22 protein-coding genes are annotated in these 23,310 nt (G+C 45.8%); 8 read left to right on the plus strand and 14 right to left on the minus strand.

What is annotated here, in order from left to right; all coding sequences use genetic code 11:
* Window positions 1–85: 85 nt before the first annotated feature.
* From trmH to R2S67_RS16930, 11 genes are all read right to left on the minus strand, one after another.
* The gene (gene trmH, locus R2S67_RS16880) at window positions 86–769 is read right to left on the minus strand and encodes a tRNA (guanosine(18)-2'-O)-methyltransferase TrmH (protein WP_104971144.1); all 684 of its coding nucleotides are present in this window, start codon (window positions 767–769) and stop codon (window positions 86–88) included.
* A gap of 52 nt (window positions 770–821) precedes the next feature.
* The gene (spoT, locus tag R2S67_RS16885; protein ID WP_005394948.1) at window positions 822–2,942 is read right to left on the minus strand and encodes a bifunctional GTP diphosphokinase/guanosine-3',5'-bis pyrophosphate 3'-pyrophosphohydrolase; all 2,121 of its coding nucleotides are present in this window, start codon (window positions 2,940–2,942) and stop codon (window positions 822–824) included.
* A gap of 39 nt (window positions 2,943–2,981) precedes the next feature.
* Window positions 2,982–3,254 carry a DNA-directed RNA polymerase subunit omega gene (gene rpoZ / locus R2S67_RS16890; RefSeq protein WP_005379346.1) on the minus strand — a complete coding sequence of 91 codons (273 nt, stop codon included), beginning with the start codon at window positions 3,252–3,254 and terminating at the stop codon, window positions 2,982–2,984.
* 181 nt (window positions 3,255–3,435) lie between these two features.
* Window positions 3,436–4,059, minus strand: coding sequence for a guanylate kinase (gene gmk, locus R2S67_RS16895; protein WP_005394946.1), 624 nt, complete (start codon window positions 4,057–4,059; stop codon window positions 3,436–3,438).
* Window positions 4,060–4,345: 286 nt separating this feature from the next.
* Window positions 4,346–5,569 (minus strand): tetratricopeptide repeat protein, encoded by a 1,224-nt coding sequence (locus tag R2S67_RS16900; RefSeq protein ID WP_170892257.1) that lies wholly within the window; start codon window positions 5,567–5,569, stop codon window positions 4,346–4,348.
* Between the two features lie 9 nt (window positions 5,570–5,578).
* A complete protein-coding gene (locus R2S67_RS16905) occupies window positions 5,579–6,211 on the minus strand; it encodes an energy transducer TonB (RefSeq protein ID WP_006741809.1) in 633 nt (210 codons plus the stop codon).
* Window positions 6,212–6,215: 4 nt separating this feature from the next.
* Window positions 6,216–6,623 carry an ExbD/TolR family protein gene (locus R2S67_RS16910; protein ID WP_005379359.1) on the minus strand — a complete coding sequence of 136 codons (408 nt, stop codon included), beginning with the start codon at window positions 6,621–6,623 and terminating at the stop codon, window positions 6,216–6,218.
* 25 nt (window positions 6,624–6,648) lie between these two features.
* Entirely contained in the window at window positions 6,649–7,176 is a 528-nt protein-coding gene (locus R2S67_RS16915; RefSeq protein ID WP_005379363.1) for a MotA/TolQ/ExbB proton channel family protein, read from the minus strand.
* Window positions 7,177–7,185: 9 nt separating this feature from the next.
* A complete protein-coding gene (locus R2S67_RS16920) occupies window positions 7,186–8,547 on the minus strand; it encodes a MotA/TolQ/ExbB proton channel family protein (protein ID WP_005394940.1) in 1,362 nt (453 codons plus the stop codon).
* Between the two features lie 3 nt (window positions 8,548–8,550).
* Window positions 8,551–9,315 carry a DUF3450 domain-containing protein gene (locus tag R2S67_RS16925; RefSeq protein ID WP_104971145.1) on the minus strand — a complete coding sequence of 255 codons (765 nt, stop codon included), beginning with the start codon at window positions 9,313–9,315 and terminating at the stop codon, window positions 8,551–8,553.
* Window positions 9,316–9,380: 65 nt separating this feature from the next.
* The gene (locus tag R2S67_RS16930) at window positions 9,381–11,981 is read right to left on the minus strand and encodes a TonB-dependent receptor plug domain-containing protein (protein ID WP_048624621.1); all 2,601 of its coding nucleotides are present in this window, start codon (window positions 11,979–11,981) and stop codon (window positions 9,381–9,383) included.
* 820 nt (window positions 11,982–12,801) lie between these two features.
* Here R2S67_RS16930 and R2S67_RS16935 point away from each other — a divergent pair.
* The 6 genes from R2S67_RS16935 (at window position 12,802) to R2S67_RS16960 (ending at window position 19,071) form a co-directional block, all read left to right on the plus strand.
* A complete protein-coding gene (locus tag R2S67_RS16935; protein ID WP_005394935.1) occupies window positions 12,802–13,827 on the plus strand; it encodes an ABC transporter permease subunit in 1,026 nt (341 codons plus the stop codon).
* A gap of 1 nt (window position 13,828) precedes the next feature.
* Window positions 13,829–14,872, plus strand: a complete 1,044-nt coding sequence (locus R2S67_RS16940) for an ABC transporter permease (protein ID WP_006741815.1) — start codon at window positions 13,829–13,831, stop codon at window positions 14,870–14,872.
* A 38-nt stretch (window positions 14,873–14,910) separates the two neighbouring features.
* Entirely contained in the window at window positions 14,911–16,737 is a 1,827-nt protein-coding gene (locus R2S67_RS16945; RefSeq protein WP_317345879.1) for an extracellular solute-binding protein, read from the plus strand.
* Window positions 16,738–16,746: 9 nt separating this feature from the next.
* Entirely contained in the window at window positions 16,747–17,604 is an 858-nt protein-coding gene (locus tag R2S67_RS16950) for an ABC transporter ATP-binding protein (RefSeq protein WP_005394932.1), read from the plus strand.
* Window positions 17,605–17,639: 35 nt separating this feature from the next.
* Complete coding sequence (locus R2S67_RS16955; protein WP_005394930.1) at window positions 17,640–18,479, plus strand: ABC transporter ATP-binding protein; 840 nt, start codon at window positions 17,640–17,642, stop codon at window positions 18,477–18,479.
* 166 nt (window positions 18,480–18,645) lie between these two features.
* Window positions 18,646–19,071 carry a phosphate-starvation-inducible protein PsiE gene (locus tag R2S67_RS16960; protein WP_012841209.1) on the plus strand — a complete coding sequence of 142 codons (426 nt, stop codon included), beginning with the start codon at window positions 18,646–18,648 and terminating at the stop codon, window positions 19,069–19,071.
* Between the two features lie 56 nt (window positions 19,072–19,127).
* On the opposite strand, the gene R2S67_RS16965 is transcribed toward R2S67_RS16960, so the two are convergent.
* Window positions 19,128–19,994, minus strand: a complete 867-nt coding sequence (locus R2S67_RS16965) for a YicC/YloC family endoribonuclease (protein WP_005395766.1) — start codon at window positions 19,992–19,994, stop codon at window positions 19,128–19,130.
* A 185-nt stretch (window positions 19,995–20,179) separates the two neighbouring features.
* Here R2S67_RS16965 and rph point away from each other — a divergent pair, with 185 nt between their 5' ends.
* Both rph and pyrE read left to right on the plus strand, forming a co-directional pair.
* Window positions 20,180–20,896, plus strand: coding sequence for a ribonuclease PH (gene rph, locus R2S67_RS16970; protein ID WP_005395768.1), 717 nt, complete (start codon window positions 20,180–20,182; stop codon window positions 20,894–20,896).
* Between the two features lie 100 nt (window positions 20,897–20,996).
* Window positions 20,997–21,638 carry an orotate phosphoribosyltransferase gene (gene pyrE, locus R2S67_RS16975; protein ID WP_124007343.1) on the plus strand — a complete coding sequence of 214 codons (642 nt, stop codon included), beginning with the start codon at window positions 20,997–20,999 and terminating at the stop codon, window positions 21,636–21,638.
* 85 nt (window positions 21,639–21,723) lie between these two features.
* Here the strand turns inward: pyrE and R2S67_RS16980 are convergent, their stop codons facing one another.
* Together R2S67_RS16980 and slmA are read right to left on the minus strand one after the other, a co-directional pair.
* Window positions 21,724–22,674, minus strand: a complete 951-nt coding sequence (locus R2S67_RS16980) for a Kdo(2)-lipid IV(A) acyltransferase (RefSeq protein WP_317345883.1) — start codon at window positions 22,672–22,674, stop codon at window positions 21,724–21,726.
* A gap of 6 nt (window positions 22,675–22,680) precedes the next feature.
* Window positions 22,681–23,271 carry a nucleoid occlusion factor SlmA gene (gene slmA, locus R2S67_RS16985; RefSeq protein WP_005395778.1) on the minus strand — a complete coding sequence of 197 codons (591 nt, stop codon included), beginning with the start codon at window positions 23,269–23,271 and terminating at the stop codon, window positions 22,681–22,683.
* Window positions 23,272–23,310: the final 39 nt, after the last annotated feature.

Genomic DNA, 23,310 nt, shown 5'->3' on the forward strand with positions numbered 1-23,310 from the left:
AAGTTAACACTATCAGCATCAGCACACTCGGGAATTAGATCCTGAATCACGCTCCTTCGTCGCTGTTCAGGATGACGAAAGCCTGTTACTTGCTTTGCATCTCTTGCCACCACGCATCATCGGCGATGATTTGGCCTTCGTCATCGAGTGGCGGGTAAGCGAGTCCTTTTCGTTTCGCGACTTTTGCCAGCACTGGGTGACCACGTTCAAATAGAATACGGTTGATTGCCTCTTTAGGTAGAGCGCTTTCTTCTCGGTTGTACATGCCTGCGGCTTCACGTTGACGTTGCGCTTCATACAAAATTACGGCACTAGCAACCGATACGTTTAGTGACTGCACCATGCCCACCATCGGGATAATAATGTCTTGATCGGCAAGTTGTTTGGCTTGCTCTGAAGCGCCAACTTTTTCACTGCCTAAAATGATTGCCGTTGGTTTGGTGTAGTCGATCTCGCGAAAATCGACGGCGGTGTCCGAAAGGTTGGTCACCAAAACCTGCATACCTTGCGCTTTAAGTTCGGTAATCGCAGTTTCAATCGAATCGTGAGTATCAACTTCCACCCAGTTACGCGCGCCAGCTGAGGTATGGCTCAGCGTACGCATTTTGTCAGGCCAAATGGCATGAACTTTGTGTAAGCCTGTCGCGTCAGCGGTGCGGATCACGGCAGAGACGTTGTTTGGCTTATGTACTTCTTCGAGACAAAGTGTCAGATCAGTTTGGCGAGTTTTTAGGACTTGGTGAATACGGTTGTAACGTTCTAGGTTCATATTTATTGAGGTATAAAAAATCGCCACCTAACAGAGTAGGTGGCGATAGAGGTTAGTTCTTTCTGCGTCTGACTCGGGTTGCTTGAGGCATTGCCTTAATCTTACGCATGATACCAGCAAGGTGGACACGATCTTTCGTCGTCAACAGCACAGTCACAGTGTATAAACGACCATCACGTTCTTCCGTCGAAAGACCATGAATGTTTGATCCTGTTTTCGAGATCACGTTGGTCAGTTCTGCAAGAGCACCTTGGTTGTTCAGCATGTCGACTTTAAGTTCAGCAATAAACTCTTTGTCGTAGTCGTCAGACCAAGCGACAGCCATATAACGGTCTGGCTCTTTCTGATAACCACGAACGTTCGGACATGTTTCTCGGTGAACAACCAAACCACGACCAGGCGATACGTGAGCAATAATGTGATCATCTGGGATAGGATGACAACAATTTGCAAACGTCAGCAATAAGCCTTCTGCGCCACGAATCGGAAGCTTCTTCTTCGAGTCCGTTGGGATTGAGCTTGTTGTCGTGAGTTCTTCGGTGTCACCAAGGAGACGACGTGCGATCACAATGCTCATCAACTCACCCAATCCAATAGCAGCCAATAAATCATCGATGCTTTCTAGGCGAAGATCATTCAAGACTTCTTGGATATTTTCTGGATAGATTGAATCAATCGAGTGGCGGCCAAGTGCGTGATTAAGTAGGCGACGACCTAAAGTAATCGACTCTTCACGACGCATCGTTTTCAGTACTTGACGAATCTTAGTGCGGGCACGAGAAGTCACGACATAGTTTAGCCATGCCGCATTCGGACGCGCACCAGGGGCACTGATAATTTCCACCGTCTGACCGTTTTTCAATGCCTTACTCAATGGGTAAGGGTTACGATCAACACGAGCACCAACACAAGAGTTGCCTACATCGGTATGTACGGCATAGGCAAAGTCGACAGCCGTTGCGCCTAAAGGCAATTCAACGATACGACCTTTTGGTGTGAAGACGTAAATCTCATCTGGGAAAAGATCGGATTTTACGTTTTCAATGAATTCGAATGAGTTACCCGCGCTTTGTTGTAGCTCTAACAGGCTTTGCATCCAACGCTGAGCTTTCACTTGCGCAGTGGTGCCAGACTTGTCGCCTTTGTCTTTGTAAGACCAGTGTGCCGCGACACCTTTGTCCGCCATTTGATCCATATCTTCAGTACGGATCTGAACTTCAACAGGTACGCCATGTGGGCCAACCATGGAAGTGTGTAGCGATTGGTAGCCGTTCGCCTTTGGTACCGCGATGTAATCTTTCATGCGACCAGGACGTGGCTTATACAAGCTGTGTACTTGGCCTAAAACGCGATAACAAGTATCAGCGGTATCAACAACGACTCGGAACGCATAGATATCCATGATGGTGTGAAAGCGCTGTTCTTTGGTTTTCATCTTGTTATAGATAGAGAACAGGTTTTTCTCACGACCAACGACGCGAGCATTCAAGCCGAAGTCTTGCAGACGGCCTTCTATTTCGCTGTGAATGCGTTGGATCATCTCTTTACGATTGCCGCGTGCCGCTTTTACCACTTCTTTTAGTACGCGGTAGCGGTTGGGATATAGCGCTTCAAAGCCCAGCTCTTCGAGTTCGGTTTTGATATTGTGAATACCAAGACGATGAGCGAGTGGCGCGTAAATCTCTAACGTTTCACGAGCAATACGACGTTTTTTATCTGGTCGAAGCGCGCCAAGCGTACGCATGTTGTGCGTGCGGTCAGCCAGTTTGATCAGAATGACGCGGATATCTTGCACCATGGCCAGAACCATCTTACGAAAGTTCTCAGCCTGAGCCTCTTTCCTATCGCGGAATTTGAGTTTGTCCAGTTTAGATACACCATCAACCAATTCTGCGACAGTGTTGCCGAATTTCTCTTCGAGATCTTCTTTAGTTACATCACAGTCTTCAATGACGTCATGCAGCAAAGCAGCTTGGAGGGTTTCGATATCAAGGCGCATTTCGGCCAAGATACGAGCCACAGCGACAGGGTGGATGATGTATGGTTCACCGCTAGAGCGGGTTTGCCCTTCATGGGCATCTCTCGCTACCACATAAGATTGACGCAGAGCCTCAATCTGAGGCTCTGTTAGGTATTCTTGGGCAACGTCTTTGAGGCTATCGAATAGATACAAATTATAGGCCCGGGAGGTTGTTGAATTCTAAAGTCAGAATTAACGGTTGTGAGCGATGCTGCTTACTGCCGCTAGCTCTGCCGCTTCTTGCTCTTGCTGTTCTTGACGTTCACGAGCGTCTAGAACTTCTTTAGTAATTAAACCTTCTTCGATTTCGCGTAGAGCGATAACCGTTGGCTTATCGTTCTCTTCTGGCACTAGTGCATCTTTACCGCCAGTTTGCATTTGACGAGCGCGGCGAGCCGCAATCAGTACTAGGTCGAAACGGTTGCCAACTTTTTCAACAGCGTCTTGAACAGTTACGCGTGCCATGAGGACTCCAAATAGTTAACTAAAATTTTAGAATGACGAGAAAGTATACAACCTAACTACTTTATTTACTAGCAATTAGACAAGCCACCGTTTGTGGACTTTCTCAGGTAGTTTATTGTGTTTTTCGCACTGAGCAAAAAACGAGAAATTCTTTATGTTTTACAGCGTGACTTTTTTGAAGTTACTCTGCTAACAACGCGTCAAGCATACCTTTATATTTAGCAGCTTGCTTTTCTTCCTTCAATCTCTCTGCACGCAAGATGGCTTTAAAGTCCATCAAAGCGGTATCAAAATCGTCGTTTACGATCACGTAGTCGTATTCGCTGTAATGAGAGATTTCTGACTTGGCTTCAGCCATACGTTTTGCGATCACTTCATCGCTATCTTGACCACGAGTGTTCAAGCGACGCTCTAGCTCACCGTTTGATGGTGGCAGGATGAAGATGCTTTTGGCTTCAGGCATTTGCTCACGGATTTGGCGTGCGCCTTGCCAGTCGATATCTAGAAAAACGTCGATACCTTTATTTAACGTTTCTTCAATCCACACACGAGAGGTGCCGTAATAATTACCAAACACTTCAGCGTATTCTAGGAAATCACCTTTAGCGATCAGGGCTTCAAACTCATCTTTCGCTACAAAATGGTAGTGGACACCATTTTCTTCACCAGGTCGCATGTTACGCGTGGTATGAGACACAGACACTTTCATTGCGTAGGTTGGATTGCGTTCCAACATCGCTGAGATCAAGCTAGATTTACCTGCGCCGCTAGGTGCAGATACGATATAGAGAGTACCTTTGCCCATTGTACTGTTCCACTTTTGATTGGATTGATTGAGTGCCGAAGGAAAGTCCGACATTCTTATAACGATAGCACTGGCAATGATAAATCAACCACCAAAGGGATGGATATTGGTGATAATCCCGCCAGAAAAAATGGAGGCGAAGAGTATCATGATCTCTATTTTGTTACCAGTTGATCTTTTCGTCTTACTTAAATGTTGAAAAGAGCTTGCGTGCGCACAAACAAACGAAAAAAGGGGAAGCTTTCACTTCCCCAGGCGTGCGACTGACTCACACTTAATCTTCAAATTATCCTTGGGATTCTAGGAAATTTATCCAAGGGCTAACGGTAGACCTAAATTTTGGCGATTGAGCCGCGCCTTTCATTGCCTGTAAGGCCTTTTGTGGCTGTTTAAGCTCGAAATAGGCCATTCCGCGAATGTATTCAAGTTCTGCCTTTTGCTCTTTAGAGGCATTCGATGCCGCGTTTTCTACAAAGCGAGTCGCTTCAGAATACTGCTTGTCTTGTACCATTAAGCGAGCAATCTGAATTTGCGTTTTAGCAGAAGGAGCGATGTTATATGACTTTTTATAAGCGAGAATCGATTTATCTAGCTCTTTAGCTTGCTGCCAGAAGCTGGCCAAGCGGTCATAGTTTTCCTTCGTCTTTTCAATGTTTCCAGATGCCATCTCCTTCTCAAGAGTTTTGGCCGCTTTATATGGAATACCTTGGTAAGCTAAGAAGTTTACAAAACGTAAGTACTCTTTCTCTCCTTCCAGTTTCCCCATTTTGTAAACCATTTCTAAGGTTGCTAAAGAGTTTTGCTCTTGACCCAACTCCATATAAACGCCAGAAAGTTGCATCCAGTAACGCTTTTTCTGAGGGTACTTTGAAGTAAGGGTTTTAAGCACACTGGCAACGCTTTTCAGCTGGCCTAACTCGTAGTGAGAGGCAACGAGAATTAAGTACCAAGACTCACTTGGGTTCTTGCTCATCGCAATTGCTTTTTTGGTTGGTGGGATTGCATTTCTGTAATCTTCCAACTGGACATAAGCGCTTGCTAACGTGATATAAGCATGAGCTTGAGGCTTCTCTTTGGTTGTTTCTGCAACTTTGAACCATTCCTTCATCGTTTTCACAGACAACGTGTACTTCTCTTCAGCTAGGTAAAGCTGAGCCAAGCTGTAGCGAACTTGTTGAGCGACTGGAACGGGAAGCGCATCGAGCTTTAATGCCTCGGCAAAGTATTTCGCGGCTTGCACATAATTGTCTTGTAGCGAATACAAAAAGCCCGTTTGCTGAAGTAAAACTGCTCGGTCGTATTTTTTCGAACTTGTGCTTTCTAAAGCGCTTGCTAGTTTTTCTTTCGCTGCTGAATATTTTTCAGTTGCGATCAACTCTTGCACTTTGTTGACGGTTCGAAATGTCCGATCTGATAACTGAGGAGCTTCTTTTGCCATCGTAGGAGCGGCCATTGCCACTCCTGCGAAGAGAATTAAAGAAGCCACTTTGCTTTTCCATAAACTTTTCATCGTGACTCCTTAATTGGTTGAGAACTCTATTTCTTGCGATAGGCGCGAGCTAACAGGTTTGCCGTCAACCAATTTTGGTTTAAATGTCCATTTAGAGACTGTTTTTCTTGCCGCTCGACCGAGGCCTAAGCGTCGTGGTTGCTCTTTAAGAACTTTGATGTCCTCTACGGCACCACGTGCATTTACAGTAAACTCTAGTAAGACAACCCCTTTTTCAATTCCTGCTTTCGCAGCCTTTCTAGGCATTTGAGGCTGGAATGTTGCAAGAGGGGTCGGACCTCCGCTACCCGCTAATTGTGCACCTCCACCCTGGCTATAATGTCCAAGCACCGAGCCACCTGTAACATTTACGGGTAGGTCAAGTTTTGGCATGTCCATTGGGGTCTGCTCCATCACCGGTTTTACTGTCGCTGTCACTTTCATTTCTGGTGGCGGCGGCGGACGCTTAGGTGGTGGTGGTTTTGGAAGTTCGCGTTTTTTCTCCTGTATTTTTTCTTCTGGTTTAATGCGAATAAACTCGACCATACGTAGGTCATCATTCGACACTAACTCGTGGCGCTCTTTGTTTACTAGCTTGTCCATCCCCCAGAACAACCCGAGGGAGACAATGAGCGCCAGTGCAATTGAGGCCAGATACCGCATAAGCTTAATCCTTATTGGTTGCGGCAATGGAGATGCTTTCTACACCTGCCATTTTGATCTGGTCCATAACCTTCACGACTACGCCAGCATTTGCTTCAGTGTCGGCTTGGATAACAACTGCGCCATCAGGACTTTCTGCACGAAGACGTTCAATATTCGCGCGAACCGCGTCCACTTCGATGCGGCGTTTATCAACCCAAACATCACCCGCCGCACCAACTGCGACCATGATGTTACCTTTCTTAACGGTTTGCGCTGAGCTTGCCGTCGGACGGTTTACTTCCAGACCTGCTTCTTTTACGAACGATGTTGTTACGATAAAGAAGATCAACATGATAAATACGATGTCGAGCATCGGTGTCATATCGATAGCGGTTTCATCACTGCTATCACTGCTATAGCGTCTTTTCATGACCTATACCTCTAATTCCATTTACTCAGGCAATATGCTTTAGCTTATCTTCCAGCTTTTGCGTTGTGACTTTGGCTAAATGATCAAGACGTGAACTAAAGAACAGTCCTGATAGAGAAGCCACCATCCCGGCTAAAGTTGGGATTGTTGCCTTTGAGATCCCCGAGGCCATTGCTCGAGGGCTTCCTGTTCCTGTTACCGCTAAGATGTCGAATACTTGGATCATGCCGACAACGGTGCCGAGTAGACCCAGTAGGGGACAAAGTGCAATCAATACTTTCACGATTGGTAGTCCCTTTTTATTCTCAATATCCTGACGAGAAACGATTTCTTGTCGGATCATCTTAGCGTTCCAACTTTGATGCTCTGAGCGCCCTTGCCATGAGCCAACGGCTTTTTTCATGGCTTTTGGAGCGACGGCAGCAAAATAGAACCAACGTTCTAACAATACTGCCCACAGCATAAAGCTGAGGATGAAGATGGCGACGAGTACATCGCCACCCATTCCCAAGAAGCGCCTAATTGATTCAAGTTCTCCAACTAACCACCACATAACGCCTCCTTAGCTTTCGGCTTTATGCAGTTTTTCCTGATAGCGAGCGATGAAGCCTGCACTCTGTTCTTCAAGAGTTTGAACCAAACGACGACCTTTGCTGTGTACGATGGTGTAAAGGAACAGCAATGGAATTGCGACAACCAGACCTAGCATAGTGGTAACAAGAGCTTCAGAAATACCGCCAGCCATCAGTTTAGGGTCGCCGGTACCGAACAGAGTAATGGCTTGGAATGTGCCGATCATACCCATTACCGTACCCAGTAGGCCAAGTAGAGGTGCTACAGAAGCAAATAGCTTGATTGAGCTGATGAAGCGTTCAATGCTTGGAGCATTACGTAGAATGATTTCGTCCAGCTTCGCTTCCAGATCTTCAAGGTTGTCACCTTTGTGCTCTTGGTAAGCTTGGATAACTTCACCCAATGGGTTGCCAGGAATCACGGTTTCTGATTTTGCTTGCTTACGCATTTTGCCGCCAATCACTTGAAGGCGTAGGAAGCAAATTAGAGCAATGATAGCGCCAACTGCACCCATACCAAGGATGACGTAACCTACAATGCCACCTTGATCAATACGTTCTTGAACGGTAGGGCTTTGTACAAGTAGAGACAGAATGACCCCACGGGATGGGTCAATAAACAGTGGCTCATAGCTGTTTGATGCTGACTCAAATCCTGCAACATGACGTGTAATATTGGTGCGAGGCTGTCGAGAGAGTTCTTCGAACTTACCTGTTTGAGGTACATAAGTAACGTACTTACCATCGGCAATCGCGTTAAATTCACCGACAAGAGTGACATCGCGAACCGCTTCTTTACCTTCGCCATAAACAACCGTTGCTTGGGTTGTTGCAGTTTCGCCAGAAGCAACCACTTGTTGAAGAATGGTATGCCAGAAAGCTTCTAGCTCTTGTGTTGACGGCAGTTCTTTACTTTCAGCCAGTTTCGTTAGTAGAGCGTCACGCTCTGGGAACTGAACAGCGTTTTGAGAGGCTGCAAATAAGCCCTTAAACTCTCCCGCATACTGGCGGACCACACCAAACATTTCGCCCAAAGTACCAGAGCGAACACGTAGGGTTTCTGTTAGTTCAGTTAGCTGCTTATCGTTTTCATCAAATGTTGCTTTAAGTTGATCGCCCAGTGCTTGCTGCGCAGCTAACTCTTCGCGAGCTTGTTGCAATAATGCCGCTTGCTTATCGCGATTGTTCTTGAACTCAGCTTCACGGGCTTTGTTCTCTTTCGACTCAACGATGCTTTCTGATTTTACGTTTTTAAGTAGTTCAGATAAGTTTTTAGGCGCTTCTGCTTGTACGCCAGAAACCATAAATAAGCTCGCTAGTAGGCCAGCGGCTAGAGTTTTGAATCCTTTCATCTCTTATTCCTCCCCAGCAAATACAGGCAGTTTGATTAGCGCTGGTGGCGCTTGCTTCTTCGCGATACGAAGGCCTTGCTGTACCGCGATGCGGTAGCTTTCTGGTAATGTTTCCCATTGACGTGTTTGTTGGTTCCACATACCTGTCTCACCACCGTCTGGAGATTGGAATAGAAGTGCTGTGCGACCAATACGTAGGAAATCGTAAGTCACGGTTTCACCATTTCGGTCTAGGCTAGCTTTGTAAGATTCGATTGAGCGAGAGAAGCCTTCTTCAATTTGGTACGCTTCCATCACTTTACGGAATTTCTCTGAAGTTGTTACGTCGGCGCGATCCATGAGACGACGCAGTTCTTGAACTCGCTTATTACGCTCTTTTTTCTGGAAAGGCAGATCGAGAGTCACAAATTCGTCGAGTGCATCGATCATTTTTAATGTAAGTGGCACCACTTCTGTTGCCGTTTGATCGATTTGAGCAATTTGGTTATTTAATGAGTCCAACTCGCCTTGCTGCGATTGAACCATACGGTTAATTTGCTCGTTGTAGACTTTCATACTGTCGATTTGACGAAGTAAGCCTTTGTATTCTGCCAACATGCCTTCAGTGCTTTCGGCATAGTTGTCGATTTTTTGTTGCGAAGCTTCTGAAGATTGATTTGCTTTTGCTTGTGTGGAAACGACAGCACCAGAGTTGGCCGCTACAGAGCTACTACTGATAGTAAGCAATGCTGCAGCTATGGCACTGAGACCAAATTCCTTGAATTTCATGGTTGCATCCTTGTCAGTGTTTTAGTCAGTCGAAAAGGGCGCGGAAAACCCGCGCCAAATATTTTTTAGAAGTCGTATGATGCCTCGATGTAAAGCTGACGGCCGATTGGATCGTCATATCCAGTTGCATAGAATGGAGAGGTATCATTTAGAGGATCGGCAGGCGGTACCTTGTCAAACATGTTGATAGCACCAAGAGTTACACGACCACTCTCGTTGAATTGGTAAGAAGCCGTTAGGTTCCATGTTGTCATGCTCGCGATTTCTGCTTTGTAACCAGCTTTCTTAGCAGAGTCACAGTCATCAAAGTAGTAACGGTTCGCATAGCTTGAACACATACGGTCACGGTATTTACCAAATAGGTTGATAGCGACATCTTCGTATGCCCAGCCAAGGTTTAACGTTGCGGTGTATTCAGGCATGAAATCTCTTTCATCCGTTACTGGCTCACTGTCGTTTTCTTGATATTCAGCAATCAAGATCTTAGTTACAGCTACGCGCGTATTGAATGAACCGAACTCATTAGTGTCGTAAGCATATTTCACAGCAAGGTCAACACCAGAACGCTCTTCATATGACTGGTTGACTGGGCCGTAAGATACGGACTTGATTGTACCATCTGTATTACGAACTACTTCTGTGCCTGGGTATTTACCTGGATCGTTAATTACGTCTTGGTAAGTTGGTGCTGTTACGACGTCTTCCATCTTGATGTGGTACCAGTCAACGGTTACGCCAAGGTCATCCACAGGTTCCCAAGCTAGACCCAAGTTAATGTTTGTACTTGTTTCTTCTTTCAGCTCAGAGTTAGGGCCGTTAAGCGTATCGAAGTATTGAGTATCACACTCTGGGTACTTATCTTTATCTTGTGGGCCGCTACCACCAGCGTTGGCACAAAGCACAGGGTCAAAACCAGAACCAAAGCCTCGAGTTTGATCGCCAAATAGTCGTTTCAAGTCAGGAGCTCGGAAACCTAGACCGTAGCTACCACGAAGCAATAGAGTGTCAGTAGGACGGTATGCTAGTGCGACTTTAGGAGTGAAGGCTCCGCCTGTTGCCGAGTCGTCGAAGTAGTGGTCATAACGACCAGCGACAGTCATTTCCAAATCTTCAATGATAGGAATTAGGGCTTCGACACCAAGACCAATCTGATCACGGTCACCGCCACCTGATGTTCCGCCTAGACCAGAGAAACCACCAGCCGCTGTTGTCGCATCAATCGTTTCATTGTAGTCAGTACGGTTCCATTCACCATAAACAGCAAAGCCAGACATACCAGCAGGCAGTTCAACCAAATCACCAGCCAGTGAGCCGTTAACAGAGTAAAGCTTTGAGTAGGCTTCTTTGCTTGATGTGCCGCTGTATTTGTTTACAACGTCTTGAGAGATAGGCCCTAGAAGATCGACATCGCCATTTTGTACGGCTTGATCAAGAGTTAGGAAGATTGCTGGGTTGCTTGTTTCAACGCTTTGCTCAGAGTAACCAGCTGATAGGTCCCAATCATACGCATCAGCAAGCAGGCCGTTCAAGCCTAAGGTTAAGCCAAAAGAATCGGCTTCAGTGTTACTTTCGCGTGGGCCAAATTCGACCATACGGCGAGTGTATTCACCTTCGCCGCGGAAGTGAGTGGCATCAACTTCTACGCTGTAAGGGTTAGGTTCGAATTCAGATTCTGTAGACTTGTAGCCAAAACGGGCTTCTGCCATGGCAGTGACATTGTCGTTAATGTCCATTTCACCACGTAAAAGCAGGTCTACTTGTTTATTTTCTGGTTTCAACGTTCGGTATGCAGAGCGGTTAACACCACACTTGCCATCCGCTCGTTCAATAGCGGCATCACCAACGACTTCTTTACATGAAGAACCAGCATCAGCTGGTGTTAGAAGTGTTCCGTTTGCGCCTTCAAAGTTTGCACCGTAGCTAGAGTAACCACTTAGCTGAGAACGGCTAGAACCGTCATCGCCAGCCCAATCATCTCGGTCAGATTGCTTAAGCATTTCGTTGCCCGCAAATTGGCCAACGAAGAGAATACGTTTATCGTCAAAATCTTTACCGGCAACAACGTCTAAACGGCCATTTTGGTAGCCACCATCTGTTGCGTCACCCGCACGTACTTTTACAGAAACGCCATCAAAGTCTTTCTTTAAAATGAAGTTTACGACACCGCCGATCGCGTCGGAGCCGTAGATAGCGGAACCTGAATCAGTCATTACTTCAACACGCTCGATAGCGGCAACAGGGATTTGACCAATGTCTTGGAAGTTAGATGTGCCATCTTGAGCCAGTGGGTATTGAGGAAGGCGACGACCATCGATAAGAATCAATGTGCGTGAAGCGCCAAGACCACGTAAGTTGACTGACTGTGCTGCAGGTGTGAATGAGAAAGAGTTCGTTTGAGCCATTACACCACCGGTGTTTTGAGTCAAACTGTTCAACACGTCTTGCGCGCTGTTAAAACCTTTAGATTCAATATCTTTACTATTAATAACAGTAACTGGTGAAGGGCCTTCCATATCCGTCGTGGAGATACGCGAACCAGTAACTTTCATCTTTTGAAGTTTTTCAACTTGTTGCTCTTCTGCCAGTGCTGTTGCTGGGGCTACGACTGCTGCTGTCCCTAACGCAAGGCTTATCGCAACAGATAAAGCGGTTGTGTTTTTATACATCCTTGTTGCTCCGATTATTATTATTTCCTATGTCTGGCCGCATAGCGGCCAATTGTGACGTTAATATTTCGTTAACGTTCGGCCAATGTATAACCGAGATGAAAAAAGGAAGTCAAACCAGTGGTAAACGGGGATGCTTAAATGTAAAAAAGATGTAAATAACCAGGGTTGGTTTAAAACGCGGAATAAAAAACTAAATAGCCTTACCAAGGCGACATCAAATTTCAATAAAACACCGTATTTTGTGTTTCTTATAAACTTTAATGACTTATCTTGCCTATGGTTTTTTAGTGGGTAATTGAATCTGAAAAAAGATATTTTTCCAGTGAATTGTTCTGAGATGAGTTTTATATCGAATCCATACTTTGGTGACTCGAACTTATAGGGTGGTATCAAAATATGATACCCATTGCTGTAAAAGGGCTCACTCGTATTTTTAGGTCAAATATACATGTGGTGGATATGTCTATTTATTCCATGTATTTGCATTTTTATGTAGGGTTTTGGCTCTAAACAGCCTAGATTGATATTCTGTGTGAATTATTTTTGTGGTTTTTTATAATTTTTTACAAAAACATTTCTGTTTTTCGACTTCGGAGGAAGTTTGTCATGTTTTGGTTTCAAACACTTGAAGCTGATGTGGATTCAAGATAAATATGACGCTGAAATTATTGCAGTAGTAGAAAAGTCTGGTTCTTGAAACGCAGGGAGTGTGTTTCAACAGTTTTAGTTACTACGAGATAAATATGCACCACTTTGGGCGGGGAACTTCCTCTTTCACTCCGCCTGAACTGGACAGTAGACAAGGAGCAAGTTGTATATGCTGTCGTACTTTTTACGCCGTTTGGCGTTGGTGATACCAACGTTTCTCGGGATAACTATTCTTATCTTTGCTATCACTCGTTTCGTGCCGGGCGGACCTGTTGAACGCATGTTGTCACAAATGCAGTCTCAAGGGGATGGTGCCGCATCAATGACGTCTGCTGGTGGCAATACCGCCCTTTCTGATGATCAAATCGCTGAGCTAAATGCGTTTTACGGTCTGGATAAGCCAGTGACAGAAGCGTATGTGGAGTGGCTAAGTCGCTTGGTCGTGCTAGACCTTGGTGAGTCAACACGTTACTACGAGCCTGTCTCTGACATGATTGCAGAGCGTTTACCTGTGTCGTTATTTTATGGCGGCATGACCTTTTTTATCAGTTATTTTATCTCGATCCCTCTTGGTTATTACAAGGCGCTCAAGCACGGCTCTGTGTTTGATTCCGCTTCTTCAATACTCATCTTTGTGGGCTATGCCTTGCCTGGCTATGTGGTGGGTGTATTGCTCATCACGCTATTTAGTTATCACTTGGAATGGTTTCCGATGGGAGGCTTTGTCGGCGATGACTTCGACGATTACGAAACTTTCTTTGAACGCGCCAAGGACATCATGTGGCACGCGGTGTTGCCTTTAATCTGTTACCTCATTGGCGACTTTGCAACACTGACAATGACGATGAAAAACAACCTGATGGAAAACCTTTCTTCAGACTATATCCGTACAGCTATCGCGAAGGGCTTACCTTTCAAAAAGGCGGTTCGTAAGCACGCGTTGCGTAACAGCTTAATCCCAATCGCGAGTCACTTTGGTAACTCTTTGTTGTTCTTCATGACTGGTGCCTTCCTGATTGAAGTTATCTTCAATATTGATGGCATTGGTTTATTGGGTTACGAATCAATCATGGAGCGTGATTACCCTGTTGTTATGGGTATTGTCGCCATTAATGCGCTGTTGCTGCTCATTGGTAACATTATTTCAGATATTTGTGTTGCTTTAGTCGACCCACGTGTGAAGTTTGGAGCGTAACATGATTAAAGTTAGTCCATTAACTCAAAAGAAAATTCGCCACTTTAAAGAGATCAAACGAGGCTATTGGTCGTTTGTCATTCTCTCAATCATGTTGATCCTGTCGCTCTTTGCTGAACTTCTGATTAATAGTAAAGCGCTAGTCGTCAAGTACGATGGTAGCTACTATTTTCCTGTTGTCAGTGATGTCCGTTTAGGCAGTGAATTTGGCCAAGAGTCATCCAGCGAAGCGGATTATCGCGTACTGCAAAAAGCGTTTGAGGCTGAAGGGGGCGACAACTTTGTTATTTTGCCGCTTGTGCCATGGAACCCATATGAACAGGATTTTAGTGGTGATTTCCCGCCAACAGCGCCTAGTGCCGAAAACAAGCATTATTTAGGTACAGATGTGATAGGTCGCGATATTTTGGCGCGGCTTGTCTACGGATTCAGAACGGCAATGGGATTTGCGTTGCTCACCATGGCAATTTCCTACGCGATCGGCACCGCAGTTGGTTGTGCTATGGGTTTTTGGGGCGGTAAATTTGACTTGTTTGTACAGCGACTTATCGAAATCTGGTCAATGGTGCCGTTTTTGTACGTCATTATGATTCTCGTCTCAATCGTTCAACCGACGTTCGCTCTCTTTGTCGCTATTAACGTGCTTTTCACCTGGATGGGTATGACATGGTACATGCGGACCATGACTTATAAAGAAGCGGCACGAGAATACGTAATGGCGGCACGTGCTTTAGGGGCATCGACGGGACGTATTTTGTTTAATCACATCCTACCGAATACGATGGTGATGATCGTGACATTGGCGCCGTTCACTATTGCAGCAAACATCACTGCGCTGACCGCTTTGGATTATCTAGGTTTAGGTCTGATGCCACCAACGCCAAGTTGGGGGGAACTGCTACAACAAGGTAAATCTAACCTAGACTCGCCATGGATTGTTGCCTCAGTGGTGACGTCAATTGTACTCGTGTTGGTAATGGTGACCTTTATTGGTGAAGCCATTCGAGCGGCCTTCGACCCGAAAAAATTCACACGCTATGTTTAAGCGAGCATTGTGAGCAAAACATAAAAAAGGGAAGTTTTATGAAGAAATTATTTTTAGCGTCCACGCTGAGTGCCCTGAGTTTTGGTGCAATGTCAGCAACGCTTCCGACTGACTTAAACTGGCAAACAAACTGGGATGAGCCTCAATATGGTTCGCCTGAAGCGAAACGTGGAGGGACCTATCGCACCTTCATGTCAAGTTTTCCACAGACGTTACGTAGTGTTGGCCCTGACGCCAATGCTGGGTTGCGTTCCTTTATCTTGGATGAAACCCCTGGATTGGTGGTTCGCCACCCAGACACTTTAGAGTTCATCCCTGAACTTGCTAATGAGTGGGCATTAGCTGGCGACAATAAAACCGTCTATTTCAAACTCAATCCAGAAGCCAAATGGTCGGACGGCAAGCCTGTGACTGCCGACGATTTTGTATTCATGCTTAAGTTTTATCGTTCTAAGGATATCCTAGAACCTTGGTACAACGATTATTACAACAAAACCATTGCGGACGTTATTAAGTATGACGCCCATACGTTTGCTGTTAAGGCCGCGAAAGAGTTCAATCCGGAAGAATTATTGCTAAGAATGGGGGCTTTACGCCCGCGTCCCGCACACTTTTATGCCAACCCTTCAAAGGATGAAAATGGTGATGGTATTCACGACAACTTTGTCCGTTACTACAACTTTAAAAGTGAACCAACGACCAGTGCGTACTACCTAGATGATATCAAAAAAGGTAGAAGTGTGACTTTCAAACATGTTGGTGAAGATTGGTGGGGTTACAGCAATAAGTACTACCAAAATCGCTACAATGTCGACAAGATTCGCATCACGGTGATCCGCGATAGCGATATTGCGATGAAGCATTTTGAAAAGGGTAAGTTGGATGCATTTGGTCTGGTTCTGCCAAGTCTATGGCACGATAAATCGAACACAGAACCGTACCAAAAAGGCTACATTCAAAAGTTCTGGGGTTACAACCAATTTCCAGTCGGTGCGGGCGGCGTATGGATGAACACCGCGATGCCTTTACTGGATGATTTAAACGTTCGCAAGGGCATTACTTACGCAATTGATTTTGATGGCATGATTGAGAATATCATGCGTGGTGACTACTCCCGTAAGCCAAACCCGACGGGTTATGGCCATGGTAAATACACCCTACCAGACGTGAAAGCACCGAAATTTGACCCCGCAAAAGCGGCCGAGGCATTCGAAGCCGCAGGCTTTAACAAAATTGGTTCCGATGGTATTCGTGTCAATGATAAAGGTGAGCGTTTAAGCTTCGAGCTGACCTACGGAACACCTGTTCATACTCCTCGTATTGCTTTTTTGCGTGAGCAAGCCAAGCTAGCAGGGTTGGATATTGAGCTCAAGTTGGTTGATGGCTCATCCATGTTCAAATACGTCCGTGAGAAAAAGCACGATTTGGCTTTCTTAGATATGGGGACGTCCGAGATCCCAACGTATTGGGAGTACTTCCATTCAGTCAATGCGAACAAGCCGCAAACTAACTCTTTCACAAACTACAGCACGCCAGAGCTGGATGAAAAGATCATCGAGTATCGTTTTAGCATGGATATGGATAAAAAGATCCAGCTAGGTCATGAGATTCAGCGTGACATCATTGATGCGCACGTTATCGTAACAGGCTACATGATTCCTTATGTCCGCTACGGTCACTGGCGCTGGCTAAAGTTTCCTGATAAGCCAATGAATCGCATGACAGAGGCGTTGTTCAGTGGTGGCATCATAGGGGATGGCACTTACTGGATTGATAGCGATATCAAGAAAGAAACCAAACAAGCGATGAAATCAGGCAAAGCTTTTGAACCTGTCGTCGTCGTAGATGACACTTATAAGCTGTAAGGATTGGTTATGGAAAACGATGTAATCCTAAGTGTTAAAGATCTCGAAGTTGAATTCACCACCGATGATGGACCAGTGAAGGTGCTGCATGGTGTGAACTTTGATGTGAGAGCTGGACGTACACTCGGTCTGGTGGGAGAGTCAGGCAGTGGTAAGAGCGTAACCTCAATGTCGATCATGGGTCTTTTACCTAAGCCATATGGCAACATCATCAAAGGTGAAGTGAATTATCGCGGCACCAACCTAGTTGATTTGCCTGCGGAAGAGATGTACGCCATGCGTGGCGATCGCATTTCGATCATCTTCCAAGATCCGATGACGGCGCTAAATCCAGTACACACCATTGGTCGCCAAATATGTGAAGTGCTTGAACTTCATCGACCTGAGCTCGACAAAAAGGAGCGGGAGGCTTTCTCGATCGAGATGCTGGCAAAAGTCAAAATCCCAATGCCAGAGAAACGATTGAATGAGTATCCCCATAACCTATCTGGCGGTATGCGCCAGCGTGTAATGATCGCGATGGCGTTGGCCTGTAAGCCGGATATTCTGATTTGTGATGAACCGACTACGGCGTTGGATGTTACGGTTCAGGCGTCTATCCTTGAACTGATGAACGAGCTTCAGGAAGAAACGGGCATGGCGATGATCTTCATTACTCACGACCTCGGGGTTGTGGCAGAAGTGTGTGATGATGTTGCCGTGATGTATGGTGGGCGTATTGTCGAAAAAGCAGAAATTTTTGAGTTGTTTGATAACCCGCAGCACCCATATACAGAGCGTTTGATGGGGTTGATGCCGAGCTTAGATAATGAGCCGAAGCAGATGATCGATATCAAGCCTATTGATGCCAGTATGTTTGCCAGTTAACTGGGCAAAGTGAACGAGTCATAAAAGAGGATGTTATGGCAAAAGAAGTATTAAGAATTGAAAATCTTAAGCAGCACTTTGTTTCTGGTAAAGGGCTGTTCAAGAAAGGCTACACCATCAAAGCGGTAGACGGGGTTTCACTGTCTGTTTCTGAAGGTGAAACACTGGGACTAGTTGGTGAGTCCGGTTGTGGTAAAAGCACCCTTGGGCGCACGATCTTAAAGTTATACGAGCCAACGGAAGGTAAGATTTTCTTTGAAGGTAAAGACATCACTAAACTGTCTGTCAAAGAGATGCGATCGCTGCGTAAAGACATGCAAATCGTCTTTCAAGACCCAATGGAATCACTCAATCAGCGTCATACCATCGGTATGATTCTAGAAGAACCGTTTGTTATTCATAAAATCGGTACGCCAGCCGAGCGCAAACAGTGGGTAAAAGAGCTTTTAATCAAAGTGGGCTTGCCAGAAACGGCAGTCAACCGCTATCCACATGAGTTTTCAGGCGGCCAACGTCAGCGTATCGGTATTGCTCGCGCGATAGCATTGAAGCCTAAATTACTGATTTGTGATGAATCGGTATCTGCGTTAGATGTGTCGGTACAGGCACAAATCTTGAACCTATTACTACAACTGCAACAAGAGATGAACTTGGCGATCATCTTTATCTCTCACGATCTCTCTGTGGTGAAACACGTCTCTGACAAAGTTGCCGTGATGTATTTTGGTAAAGTGGTAGAAGCAGGCAGCGCGAAAGAAATTTATGCAAACCCGCAAAACGAGTACACTAAGAAACTCCTATCTGCGATTCCGATCACCCACCCTAAATATCGGAAGAAAAAGCGCCTGGCTGAAAAAAAGCAGCAAGTGGCGTAAGTGATGCCACAGGTCCTATAACACAAAAACGCTCCGCCAAATAAGCGGAGCATTTTTATAGGTCTATGTTAGGTCTTGGTGTTGATTGACGCCTGAGTATTATGATTGATTGAAGATCGTTGCATGCTAAACTCAAGGCCTATCTTCTTTGTCTGGATAATGGACCATGCCGTCGAATTTACCGAAATCCTTTAGTCGACCGTTCCTGAAAATCTTCCATATTTTGGAGGCGGTATTATTAGTCTCTATTACCTTGGCGACGCTGTACGCCATGATGCAAGAGTTTGTACACGTATTTGTCGAGAAGCGTGTCTTACTCACGGATATTCTTTTGATGTTTATCTATCTGGAAGTGCTCGCCATGGTGCAGCAGTTCGTGATGAACGGAAAAATTCCGGTACGCTATCCTATCTATATCGCGATGATGGCGATCGCCCGCTATATCACACTCGGAATGAAAGAACTGGATGCGGTTTTGGTTGTGTGGTTATCTCTGGCAGCGTTTATCTTAGCTGCGGCAACGTTGCTCATCAGAGTCGGGCATCATTATTGGCCCTACGTTGATAACAGAACCTTGGAAAAAGATGAATAAAAAAAAAGCCCCGCACTAGCGGGGCTTTTTTGTTTCAATACTCGATGACTTTTAGATCATTCAATATTTTGGATCTGCTCACGCATCTGTTCAATCAGAACTTTCAGTTCAACGCCCGATGCGGTGATGTCTGTGCTGATAGATTTCGACGCTAGCGTGTTCGATTCACGGTTGAACTCTTGCATCATGAAGTCCAGACGACGACCCACTGCGCCACCTTTTTTCAGAATGTTTGTGGTTTCTTTTACGTGAGAGTCCAAGCGATCGAGCTCTTCAGCAACATCCGATTTTTGCGCTAGCAAAATCAACTCTTGCTCGATACGAGACGGATCCAGTTCCACTTTAGCGTCTTCGAACTTCGAGAATAGTCGTTCACGTTGCCATTCTAAAATTTCTGGCATGCGCGCACGCACTTTTACGACTTCTGCAGAGATGGCGTCTAAACGCTGTTCAATCAGCGCCTTCATGTTCTCGCCTTCACGAGCGCGCGCTTCAATAAATTCATCCATTGCGCCATCAAACGCTTCTAGTAGCACTTTATTTACCGCATCCATGTCTTGCTCTGGCGTTTCCATTACCCCCGGCCATTGCATGACTTGAAATGGATTGATTCGGCTCAGTTCACCAGTCATGTGCATGACTTGTTCTGCGGCCTTAATTACCTGGCTAGCAAGCGCTTCGTTGATGCTAAGCTCACCTTTTGCGGCAGGGTTTGCTTCAAAACGCAGATTACATTCCACTTTGCCTCGCGCTAAGCGCTTACGAAAACGCTCGCGTAAAACGGGCTCTAATCCACGAAATTGTTCTGGCATGCGGAAGTATGTTTCTAAATAACGCTGGTTCACGCTGCGGATTTCCCATACCGCAGAACCCCAGTCGCCTTTTACTTCTTTGCGTGCATACGCTGTCATACTGTAAATCATCGAATTTTCCTGTCTTCATTTTTTTGAAAATTACTTCAAGAGTGTATCACGCTGCGTCGATAGGTGCGCGGGATGTATGGATTGTTTATGTTGTGCCCGCGGCGTAACCTATGAATCCGGAATCGATTCCGTTATAATCTTCGCCCAACCAAATCGTCTTCTCCTCATATTTAAGGTAGATGCCCATGCGTCCAAACGATCGCAAGGCGGATCAAGTTCGCCCTATCAAAATTACTCGTAACTACACAGCTTACGCTGAAGGGTCAGTGCTAGTTGAGTTCGGTAACACCAAAGTGTTGTGTAATGCGACCGTCGAAGAATCTGTGCCACGTTGGCTAAAAGGTCAAGGTAAAGGCTGGGTTACAGCTGAATACGGCATGCTACCTCGAGCAACACATTCTCGTACTCGTCGTGAAGCGGCAAGTGGCAAACAAGGCGGCCGTACGATGGAAATTCAGCGTCTTATCGCGCGAAGCCTACGTGCCGTTGTCGATCTAAAAGCCATGGGTGAGTTCATGATCACCGTTGACTGTGACGTTATCCAAGCTGACGGTGGTACGCGTACTGCATCGATCAGCGGCGCAAGTGTTGCAATGGCCGATGCATTCCAACACCTAGTGGATAGCGGTAAGCTAAAAGCGAATCCAATGAAAGGCCACGTAGCGGCAGTTTCTGTCGGCTTGCTAGGCGATGAAGTATTGTGTGATCTTGAATACGTTGAAGATTCAGCGGCAGACACAGACATGAACGTGGTAATGACCGAAGAAGGTAAGATGATTGAAATTCAGGGCACCGCAGAAGGTGAACCGTTCAGTCACGAACAGTTGATGGCATTGCTCGAGTCGGCGAAAATCGGCATTACGGAAATTGTCGCAGCGCAGAAGGCAGCGTTAGAAAATTAATGATTTATTTAAATAGCTTCCCCGAAAGGAAGCTATTTTTTTGCATATTACTAGGTCCTAGGACCTGATCCCCACACGAAAAGAAAATTGAGAGAAATCCATGAAAGCATACCAGCGTGAGTTTATTGAGTTTGCACTTGAGAAAGAAGTTCTTAAGTTTGGTGAGTTTACTTTGAAATCTGGCCGTAAAAGCCCGTACTTCTTTAACGCTGGTCTTTTCAATACTGGTCGTGATCTCGCACGTCTAGGCCGTTTTTACGCAGCCGCGCTCGCTGATTCTGGCATTGAATTCGATGTACTGTTTGGCCCTGCGTACAAAGGTATTCCTATTGCAACGACAACGGCGGTCGCACTGGCAGATCATCATGACGTCGACACGCCTTACTGTTTCAACCGTAAAGAAGCAAAAGATCATGGCGAAGGTGGCAACCTTGTTGGTTCTGCGTTAGAAGGTCGCATCATGCTGGTGGATGATGTGATTACGGCGGGTACGGCAATCCGTGAATCGATGGAAATTATTAAAGCAAATGGCGCTGACCTTGCGGGTGTGTTGGTTGCTATCGACCGCCAAGAGAAGGGCAAGGGCGAGCTTTCTGCGATTCAAGAAGTTGAACGTGACTTTGGTTGTGCCGTGATTTCAATTGTAAGTTTGGGTGATCTTGTGACTTACTTAGAAGAGAAAGGTGACGCTGCTGAGCACTTGGAAGCAGTTAAAGCCTATCGCTCGGAATACGGCATTTAATTTGTTACTTTTTCTGAAAAAGTAAAAAGGGCAGATGGATATCCATCTGCCCTTTTTTTGTTTTTGGATTTATCGCCTTGAGCACTTACTTATAGCGAATGCCTTTCTCGACATGCTCATCTTGCATGGTTTTGTAGCGTTTATGGAGCCACATCCATTGCTCTGGAGCGCGTAGAATGACCTCTTCCACATACTTGTTCATATAAGCAGCAGCGGCGACTTCGTCTTTTTGTGGATAGTCGGCTTCAATGCACTTATCGGCGATGATGTCGTATTTCCCTTCACCATTGCGAAACCCTGAGCCTGGGATGATCGCACATTTTGAGGTATACGCCAGAATGCTTGTACCAGTTGTCGTACACGCATCGTCTACGGCAAAGAAGGGCACAAATACAGATTTTTTTCGACCGTAATCGTGATCCGGCAGATAGAACAGACGCTCACCACTGCGTAATACACGAATCATCTTTTTCACATCTTTACGATCAATCAATTTATTGCCGTTATGTGTCCGTCCCCAATACTGGATAAAGTTATAAGCAGGATTATTATGCGGACGAAACGCGCCGTACCCGGCCACGCCGAGCACGGCGAAAGCACGTGCAGTGATCTCTAGATTAAGAGCATGGACACAACAAAGTAGGACGCCTTTACCTTCTTTGGCTTTTTCACGCAGTGCGCCGAGATCTTTCTCGACGATCAGGTTTTTAAAGCGCCAAGTCGGCCAGAACCAAGTGATCCCGGTTTCTATGAGTGCCATACCGGTATTTTTGAAGTTCTCTTCAACAATATGTTGAATCTCTTCAGGTGTTTTCTCTGGAAAGGCCAATTCTAAGTTACGTTGAGCAACGTGGACACGCTTTTTACCGTAGCGCATGCCAAGTTTGCCGAGTGAACGACCTAATGAAAGCAGCAGCCGATAAGGAAGAATATTGACCAGGATGGCCAACAGACCAAACCCAAGCCATACGCCCCAGTTACGAGGGTGAAGAAGTGAAAGAGAAAACTCGGGCTGCGTGTATTTGTCTTTACTCATAATCTTTTACTTTATTTGTGCACTCAAAAGCGCCCAGTACTCGTCAAAGTTTGCAGTCGGCTGGTATTTAAAGTCGCTACGCACAAAGCGGTTTAGGCTACCCTCAACTTGTCCCAGAATTTGCGCGGCTAGGATGCGCTCTTCGACAGGGAAAGACTTCCCTTCACGAATCTTACGTTCACGCAGGATCTGGCGCAATTGTGTTTCTATGCGCTCAAAGAGTTGATTGATGCGTTCACGTAGGCGTTCATTTTCAAACATTAGAGCATGGCCCGACAAAATGCGTGTCAGACCAGGGTTACGTTCAGAGAACGCCAAAATAAGGTGCATCACCATACGAATACGCTCTAGTGTATCTTTTTCGTCGTCTAGAATACGGTTGATACGTGTCATCAAGGCTTCTTCAATGAACTCAATCAACCCTTCGAACATGCGCGCTTTACTTGGGAAATGACGATACAGCGCGGCTTCTGAAACGCCGACTTGCTTGGCCAGTTTTGCCGTAGTAATGCGTGAAGCGCCTTCTGTTGATTCAAGCATTTCTGCCAATGCTTGTAAGATCTCTTCACGACGGTTGGATTTTTTACTGCCGGCCATTAGTTACTTCCTTTCAAAATACAAAGTTGAGCGGAGGGG

The organism is Vibrio sp. T13N (genome assembly GCF_032970445.1).
Lineage (GTDB): Bacteria > Pseudomonadota > Gammaproteobacteria > Enterobacterales > Vibrionaceae > Vibrio > Vibrio diabolicus.